Raw genomic sequence first — 6583 nt, 5'->3', positions numbered from 1 at the left:
TTGATAACACCCCTGTGGATAACGAACTGCAAGATTTAATTCCCCACTTGCTCAAAGGGATCTTATCCTTAATCTGGCAACAGCGCTATGACTGGTTTTTTGGAATTGATATGGGCTACTATTACCACCCTAACCAGAGCGCCATAGTTCCTGACGCTTTCTTAAGTTTAGGAGTAGACCGGCGGAAAATTCGTCCCAAGGGTCGTCAAGGACGTTTAAGTTATGTGCTTTGGGAAGAAAACAACACCGTGCCAATTCTAGCCATCGAAAATGTCTCTCAAACCTACAATGGCGAGTACGACCAGAAAAAATTAGACTATGCCGAATTAGGATTCCTATATTATGTAATTTATGATGGCGACAGTTATTATCCACGCAAAGGGGAGCCCTTTGAGGTTCATCGCTTGGTAGATGGGGTGTATGTGCGTCAAAGCGGGAATCCAGTGTGGATGCCAGAAATTGGTTTGGGAATTGGTACAGAGTTAGGAAGTTATCAGGATTGGAGTCGGGAATGGCTTTATTGGTATGACCTTAACGGGAAACGGTATCCCTCCCCAGAGGAAAGAACTGAACAGGCTGAGCTGGAAGCAGCTCAAGAACGTCAACGGGCTATTCAAGCTGAGCAACGGGCTGCGGAAGCTGAACAGAACCTTGATGCTTTGAAAGCTCAACTAAAACAGCTGGGGATTAATCCTGAAGATTTTATGAATCGTTAGCTGGAAGAAGCAGCTAGTAATACCAAAATCCCCTTGATAATCTACTCTACAATCTAGTCCTTGAGATGCAGACGAAAATTTTTATAGCCACAACAACTGACCCACCCGATGTCTCAACCCAAAGTCTTCATAACTCGCCGCCTTCCTGATACCAGACTCGAACAACTCCACCAAATCGCCAATGTGGAAATCTGGCCAGAGCGTCAACCGCCTCCCTACGAGGTATTGCTGAACAAAGTCAAAGAAATCGATGGCTTACTGTGCCTACTCACAGATTCCATTGACCAACAAATCATCGAAGCTGCACCATCCCTCAAGGTAATCAGCCAATTAGCAGTAGGTTACGATAACATTGATATCTCAGCTGCCACCATCCGGGGTATCCCCATTGGTCATACTCCTGGTGTCCTGACTGAGGCTACAGCTGATTTAGCCTGGACGTTACTAATGGCAACAGCACGGCGAGTGATTGAAGCAGATAAATTTGTACGTGCTGGTCATTGGCAGACTTGGGAACCTACTTTATTGCTAGGACCAAACATCAGCGGTGCTACTTTAGGAATTGTTGGCTTTGGACGCATTGGTCAAGCTGTTGCTCGTCGTGGGCGAGGGTTTGATATGGAAATTCTTTATTACAGTCGGCATCGACGGGACTCAGAATTAGAAAAATCTTTGGGTGTAAAGTATGCTGAATTCGACGTGCTCCTAAGGGAATCAGACTTTATTACCATTCACACTGCTCTGTCTGAAGAAACCTACCATTTATTTAGTACTCCCCAGTTTGAGCTGATGAAATCCTCAGCGATCATGATCAACACCGCACGAGGAGCAATCGTAGATCCAGAAGCATTGTACCAAGCTCTGAGCAATGGTCAAATCGCTGCGGCTGCTCTCGACGTAACTAAACCAGAGCCCATTCCCATGGATAGTCCCTTGTTGACCTTGGATAATCTGATCATTACTCCTCACATTGGCAGTGCAACTTATCAAACGCGATCGCAAATGGCTACGATGGCCGTGAATAATCTTATTGCTGGACTTTTGGGTAAGCGATTACCCTATTGTGTGAATCCACAAGTGTATTAGAATAATTCCGTTTCCTTGATTTCTAGGGTCTGTCTGCAAACTACTCGATCAAGAAAAGTAACGGGTAAGACAGTTGTAATTTATCATTGCTTGCCTTACTTCCCCTGCCTCCCTTGCCTTCGCTGCACCGCTACACCAAGGGTTTTTAGACCCAAGCAGACATGCCCTAGCTTTTAGCCAACTCCCTGAGATCGAACTCAAGTAAAAGAAATCTGTAGGTTTATCATTTCATAACCTATTGGTGAGAAGTTTAAAAAATACCATAGCTTTCATCTCCAACCTGGGAATGTAGGCTATAAGTCGCTGATTAAGATGTTTAGAAAACTTCTCGGGAGTGCAAATGACTGAAAATTCTTCTGAAAACCCCTTGTTTGAAAGCCCAGGCAGTAACAGTTCAAATTCTTCTGAGGCAGAACGTGCCCTGGAGCGTGAAGCTCAACTACCATTGACGGGATGGCAGCAGGAGGTGTCAAGGGGGCTCGAATACGGGCTGGAAGCGGCAGAGAGTATTAGCGATCGCACTATTCCCACCTTTTCCCGTGGTGAACTACCTCACTACGCTGGCATCAATACCTTCCTCAAAGCGCCCTATCTCGAAGATGTTCGCCAGGTTGAGTCATACGATGTAGCCATTGTCGGGGTTCCCCACGACTCGGGAACCACCTATCGCCCCGGAACCCGCTTTGGTCCCCAAGGCATTCGCCGCATTTCTGCCTTGTACACCCCTTACAACTTTGAGTTGGGGATTGACCTGCGAGAGCAAATTACCCTCTGTGACGTGGGAGATATTTTCACCATTCCAGCTAACAACGAAAAGTCATTTGACCAGATTTCTAGAGGCATTGCTCACATCTTCAGCTCTGGAGCGTTTCCCATCATTTTGGGAGGGGATCATTCCATCGGATTTCCTACGGTTCGGGGTATTTGTCGGCACTTAGGGGACAAGAAAGTTGGCATTATCCACTTTGATCGCCATGTAGATACCCAGGAAACCGACCTGGATGAGCGGATGCACACCTGCCCTTGGTTTCATGCCACTAACATGAGGAATGCTCCAGCCAAGAACTTAGTGCAACTGGGCATTGGCGGTTGGCAAGTACCTCGCCAGGGAGTCAAAGTTTGCCGGGAGCGGGCAAGTAATATCCTGACAGTAACCGATATCACTGAAATGGGATTGGACGCAGCAGTAGAGTTTGCCCTCGAACGGGCACTAGACGGTACCGACTGCATTTATATCAGCTTCGATATTGACTGTATCGATGCCGGTTTTGTTCCTGGTACAGGCTGGCCCGAACCGGGCGGACTCCTCCCCCGGGAAGCTCTGTATCTACTGGGCAAGATAGTTCAGAAAGCTCCTGTTTGCGGTTTGGAAGTAGTGGAAGTCTCGCCGCCCTATGACATCAGCGACATCACTGCCCTGATGGCAACTCGCGTCATCTGTGACACAATGGGGCACCTAGTGCTATCTGGTCAACTGCCGCGCCAGGAAAAACCCTCCTATATTCATCCAGAAGCGCAGCCGGAACTAGTAGATTGGACTTGAAGGTGGATTTCAACAATGCATGAGACTGACATGACTAAGGCACTAATTGTGACCTTGCGCAATTGGTGGCAAGCACAGCCAGAGCGACCCAAAATTTCCTGCGTCCATCTCACAGTAGGCCAGTTCACTGGCGTCGAACCCGTGAGTTTGGAATTGGCCTTTGAAGCTCAAATTCCCAACACCTTTTTGTCTGGTGCAAAACTGGTGATTCAGGAAACTCCCTTAATTGCCTTTTGCCATCACTGTCAACAAGACTATCGGCCTGATATTGATAGTCAATACGCTTGCCCAGAATGTAAATCACCGATGGAAGACATTCGCTCTGGGCGAGAATTAAAGATTGACCGCCTTGAATACTGTGGCTCTGCTGTTGAAACCGATGTACCACAGCTTTGATGCAGCTCTGGAAATTAACCTGCTCCATGGAAGAAAGGCGTTGACCACAATCGCACCCAGGGCAAACCCATCTTTGAGTTGACAAATCGACTATTTTATGAGCTATACCAATAAGGATTAGAAGGGTAATTAAAAGGCGATCGTTTACAGCTCGTAGCGATCGCTTTTTAGTATTGGTTACTAAAGTTTTACAAAGTTTATAACAATCAATACTTTGAGGTTAATAATTTGTATTTTGGGCAGATGATCAAGGAATTTTTGCTTTGCTGAATTGAAGTATGAATGCGCGATCATTTGATTTTGATAAAGCCCTCTAAATCCACCAAATTTGGGGGGCTAGGAGGGCAAAATTATACCATCATTAAGCAACGCCAATAATCTCATTGCTGGACAATAGGGTAAGTGATTACCCTATTGTGTGAATCCACAGGTGTATTAAAATAAATCAGTTTCCTTTGAAAAAAACTCCTATAGAAAAAGATTTCGAGGAAATGAATTCGAGGGAAAACCTCTTCTACCACTTCAAAACAAAATATCCCAACTTATCAACTATGTATACTATGATCGCCATCATAATTTCCTGGTGTGGGATATGGGGGTTACTTTGGGACATACCTATTCAACCTTTTTGGCGATCACTAATGACAATCTTTCTAGGCTTATTCCTACTCTATATTGATGATTTGAAATTGGACGAACTAAACTAGACTAACTAAGTAGTAGGACACAATTAGAAATGCTATACTGAGAATTATTAATCACAACTCAGCACTCAGGTTGAGCTAGGTAAACCTTGGTACGATACCTCAAGTAAACTAAACCTTTGTGATCACACCAACTGTTGTACAATTCCTGCAAATCAGAGATAAGTTTCTGGTGCGCTAATCCTTCTCGTGGGATATAGGAGACACTCATAGCACGACCAATCAGACCATCTTTGTCTAAGGCTTGCTGATAAGAAAAGGTGTAGGAATAGACATTGGGAAACAATGGACTAGCGAGCAAGGGGTCTACCGAACACATACGGGACTCAGCCGGATGATGATTGGAGGCGATTTGCACTAGATGAGTATAGCCTTGGGTAAAATCATCTTGACGGTTGCGGTCATTCCATACCACAGCTAATTGTCCAGTAGGCTTCAGGATACGGCGAAACTCTAGCAAACTTGGCTCTGGATCAAACCAATGGAAGGATTGAAAGCAAGCCACTAAGTCAATAGATGCATCAGGTAAGTTGGTCTGTTGAGCAGTTCCATCCCGGAATTCAACCAATGGATGGCTGGTAGCAGCTTGTCTCATCTGAGTATTGGGTTCGATGGCAATAACTCGAACTCCCCGTTGAGCTAGTAGCCGAGAGGAAATTCCTGTTCCTGCACCAATATCCGCAGCTACCAGTTGCCCTCTGTTCTCAAGTCCTTCCAGAATCTTGTCGATAGCTGCAGCTGGGTAACTGGGTCGGTATTTCGCATAATCTGCCACCAGTTCAGAAAATCGACTCTCTGGGTTCATCTGGTGTAATGGTGTTGTCTCAAGGTTCGTTTCGGTCATGATTAATACCAATCAGGATTTAGGCAATCACTGTACTTGTAGGGTAGGGTACTAGTTGTGTGGCCAGATTAGCAATTTTGACAAAGATTTACATAATCCGTGCATTGAGATGATTTTAGGCTTCGATCCAGGACGAGATAAATGTGGTGTAGCAGTAATGGAAAAAGAGGGTCAGCTGCTAACCCATGAGGTAGTCGCTTCAGGAAATGCGATCGCAAAACTCCAGCAACTGTGTCAACAATTCCCCATTGAAACCATTGTGATGGGAGACCAAACTACTGCCAAGAGATGGAAACGGAAAATCCAGGAGGAATTACCAGCATCAGTACCTATTGTCCTGGTAGATGAGCGCTACAGTAGTTTAGAAGCTCGCCCACGCTACTGGCAAATGTATCCTCCCAAAGGGTTCCAACGCCTTATCCCCCAAGGAATGCGCCAACCTCCTCGACCCATTGATGATATTGTGGCAATTTTGTTAATCGAGCGCTATATAATCAAAAGCAAAAGCTAAAAGGGATATCGTCGTCTTCCCTTGGGCATGACCTATTGACAGGATGCTCAAGCCTCTTCTAATTTCCCCCTATTATCCCTTCTGAGAATATAGCATTTCTCATAGTAATGAGGTGCAAATTTTTCCCATTCTCTACTCCCTACTCCCTACTCCCTACTCCCTACTCCCTACTCCCTACTCCCTACTCCCTACTCCCTATTCCCTACTCCCTACTCCCTACTCCCTACTCCCTACTCCCCAGAAAAAAAGTACCTCACCGAATTGAGACATGCTATAGCTCAGCTCGAATGGTAAAAGCATAGTTTCCTCCTGGTTCGAGCTGGTAATCCCACTGTTCTAAAAATCGGCCAAGGGGTTCCTGAATCAAGGCACGGCCCAAAGAGGGGGTGACTAACAGCTGACTGACCCGAAAATGCCACTTAAACTCCCATTCATAGTCTGCGGCTTGGACTTCCCCTTCAATCTTGCCCTGTTGCCAGCAGTGCCGCGTAATTCTGACGTAGGCAGTGGTTTCAGGCAAACCCTTTGCACTCACAATGGTAAAAAATCCTAATCTGCTTTAAAGACATAGGTTAGCAGACCTGTTGGCAGATAAGTCAATAGGGATCAACCCGAATGTGATAGCAGTGTGGGTGGTTGATGACCAAGGAACCCAGGGGGTGCATGTCAGTTTTGTTAATCCCTGATTCAGATCCCCCGTTTCCCTTAATAAGGGGGACTTTTCAATCTAATTCCCCCCTTTTTTAAGGGGGGTTAGGGGGGATCTATGTACCTAATTACAAA

8 protein-coding genes are annotated in these 6583 nt (G+C 45.7%); 6 read left to right on the top strand and 2 right to left on the bottom strand.

What is annotated here, in order from left to right:
• From F6J94_RS27785 to hypA, 4 genes are all read left to right on the top strand, one after another.
• Positions 1-716 (top strand): Uma2 family endonuclease (locus F6J94_RS27785; RefSeq protein WP_293046299.1); only part of this gene is annotated, 716 nt, incomplete at its 5' end.
• A gap of 108 nt (positions 717-824) precedes the next feature.
• Positions 825-1802: a D-glycerate dehydrogenase gene (locus F6J94_RS27780; protein WP_293046296.1), complete on the top strand. Its 978-nt coding sequence runs from the start codon at positions 825-827 to the stop codon at positions 1800-1802.
• A gap of 340 nt (positions 1803-2142) precedes the next feature.
• Complete coding sequence (locus F6J94_RS27775) at positions 2143-3345, top strand: agmatinase family protein (RefSeq protein ID WP_293046293.1); 1203 nt, start codon at positions 2143-2145, stop codon at positions 3343-3345.
• Positions 3346-3360: 15 nt separating this feature from the next.
• Positions 3361-3741: a hydrogenase maturation nickel metallochaperone HypA gene (gene hypA, locus F6J94_RS27770; protein WP_293046290.1), complete on the top strand. Its 381-nt coding sequence runs from the start codon at positions 3361-3363 to the stop codon at positions 3739-3741.
• Between the two features lie 765 nt (positions 3742-4506).
• On the opposite strand, the gene F6J94_RS27765 is transcribed toward hypA, so the two are convergent.
• Entirely contained in the window at positions 4507-5289 is a 783-nt protein-coding gene (locus F6J94_RS27765; RefSeq protein WP_293046288.1) for a class I SAM-dependent methyltransferase, read from the bottom strand.
• A gap of 109 nt (positions 5290-5398) precedes the next feature.
• Here F6J94_RS27765 and F6J94_RS27760 point away from each other — a divergent pair, with 109 nt between their 5' ends.
• Positions 5399-5800 (top strand): pre-16S rRNA-processing nuclease YqgF, encoded by a 402-nt coding sequence (locus F6J94_RS27760; protein ID WP_293046285.1) that lies wholly within the window; start codon positions 5399-5401, stop codon positions 5798-5800.
• 112 nt (positions 5801-5912) lie between these two features.
• Positions 5913-6065 carry a hypothetical protein gene (locus F6J94_RS27755; RefSeq protein WP_293046257.1) on the top strand — a complete coding sequence of 51 codons (153 nt, stop codon included), beginning with the start codon at positions 5913-5915 and terminating at the stop codon, positions 6063-6065.
• A 6-nt stretch (positions 6066-6071) separates the two neighbouring features.
• Here the strand turns inward: F6J94_RS27755 and F6J94_RS27750 are convergent, their stop codons facing one another.
• Entirely contained in the window at positions 6072-6335 is a 264-nt protein-coding gene (locus F6J94_RS27750; protein WP_075896297.1) for a DUF3146 family protein, read from the bottom strand.
• Positions 6336-6583: the final 248 nt, after the last annotated feature.

The organism is Moorena sp. SIO1F2 (assembly GCF_010672755.1).
Lineage (GTDB): Bacteria > Cyanobacteriota > Cyanobacteriia > Cyanobacteriales > Coleofasciculaceae > Moorena.
Note: the sequence above shows the minus strand (reverse complement) of the source record. Positions and strands in the feature narration are given on the sequence as shown.

Bases quoted from the DNA above. Each gene is read 5' to 3' on its own strand.
- F6J94_RS27780 (WP_293046296.1), top strand. From the start codon at position 825: ATGTCTCAACCCAAAGTCTTCATAACTCGCCGCCTTCCTGATACCAGA.
- F6J94_RS27775 (WP_293046293.1), top strand. From the start codon at position 2,143: ATGACTGAAAATTCTTCTGAAAACCCCTTGTTTGAAAGCCCAGGCAGT.
- hypA (WP_293046290.1), top strand. From the start codon at position 3,361: ATGCATGAGACTGACATGACTAAGGCACTAATTGTGACCTTGCGCAAT.
- F6J94_RS27765 (WP_293046288.1), bottom strand. From the start codon at position 5,289: ATGACCGAAACGAACCTTGAGACAACACCATTACACCAGATGAACCCA.
- F6J94_RS27760 (WP_293046285.1), top strand. From the start codon at position 5,399: ATGATTTTAGGCTTCGATCCAGGACGAGATAAATGTGGTGTAGCAGTA.